This window comes from Streptomyces sp. NPDC056480, from assembly GCF_042795405.1.
Taxonomy (GTDB): domain Bacteria; phylum Actinomycetota; class Actinomycetes; order Streptomycetales; family Streptomycetaceae; genus Streptomyces.
Window position 1 is genome coordinate 1 of sequence record NZ_JBHTSA010000264.1, and the last position, 1,075, is coordinate 1,075.

Below are 1,075 nucleotides of genomic sequence, written 5' to 3' on the forward strand. Positions count from 1 at the left end.
CTAGGGCCTGTGTGATGTCGTGATCAGATTCTGGGTTCTGCGCCTTTCGTGGGGTGGAACCCGGTAGGACTGAGGTCGTGACACGTAGGCAACTCACGAATGCGCAGTGGAAGTTCATCGAGCCGTATCTGCCGATCGGCAGATACGGGCCGTACCCGGAGCGGCTGCGGGAGCAGTTCGAGGGTGTGATCTGGCGTTTCAGGTCCAGCGGCCAGTGGCGGGAGATGCCCGCCGAGTTCGGTCCCTGGGCCACCGTCTACGGACGCTTCCGCGTCTGGCGGAACGCCGGCGTGTTCTCCGCTCTCCTGGAAGGTCTGATCGCCGCGGGAGCCCGCGTTGGACAGAGCGACTTGTCGCTGGTCAGCGTGGACTCGACCACGGTCCGCGCCCACCACGACGCTGCGGGGATGCGTGTCAGCAAACATCTCATGGACACCCTGGAGGAAGCCGCGCAGGAGCAGGAGACCGCGCGGCAAAAGGGGGAGGCCCGGAGGAACAGAACGGACAGGCCGAGCGCCGGCGCATCCGGCGCAGGCGCAAACTCCGCCTCAAAGAAGCCCTGCCCGGAAGATCCAGAGGCGGTCTGACCAGCAAACTTCATCTTGTCGCGGACCGCAGATGCCGTCCGCTTGCGCTGGTCCTGACCGCAGGGCAGGCCGGGGACAGCCCTCAGTTCATCCCCGTACTCAGACGTGTCCGAGTCCGCCTGTCCGTCGGCCGTCCTCGTAGCAGGCCCGGGGCGGTCGCCGCGGACAAGGCCTACTCATCCCTCGCCAACCGCTCCTACCTGCGTAAACGCAACATCAAGGCGGTCATTCCAGAGAAGAAGGACCAAGCCTCCAACCGGAAGAAGAAGGGCAACCGAGGCGGCCGGCCCGTCACCCACGACGCCGATCTCTACAAGGAACGGAACACCGTCGAGCGCCTGATCAACAAGCTCAAAGCCTGGCGCGGCATCGCCACCCGCTATGACAAATCACCCGAGAGCTATCTCGCCGGCGTCCACCTCCGCGCCGCCGTGATCTGGATCGACGACCTGATCAAAACCGCCGAATGATCACGACATCACACAGGC

At 64.7% G+C, this 1,075-nt stretch carries 1 pseudogene; it reads left to right on the forward strand.

Going from position 1 to position 1,075, the window contains the following annotated elements:
- Positions 1–77 precede the first annotated feature (77 nt).
- A pseudogene (locus ACFQ79_RS40740) lies at positions 78–1,057 on the forward strand (IS5 family transposase).
- The last annotated feature ends 18 nt before the right edge of the window (positions 1,058–1,075 follow it).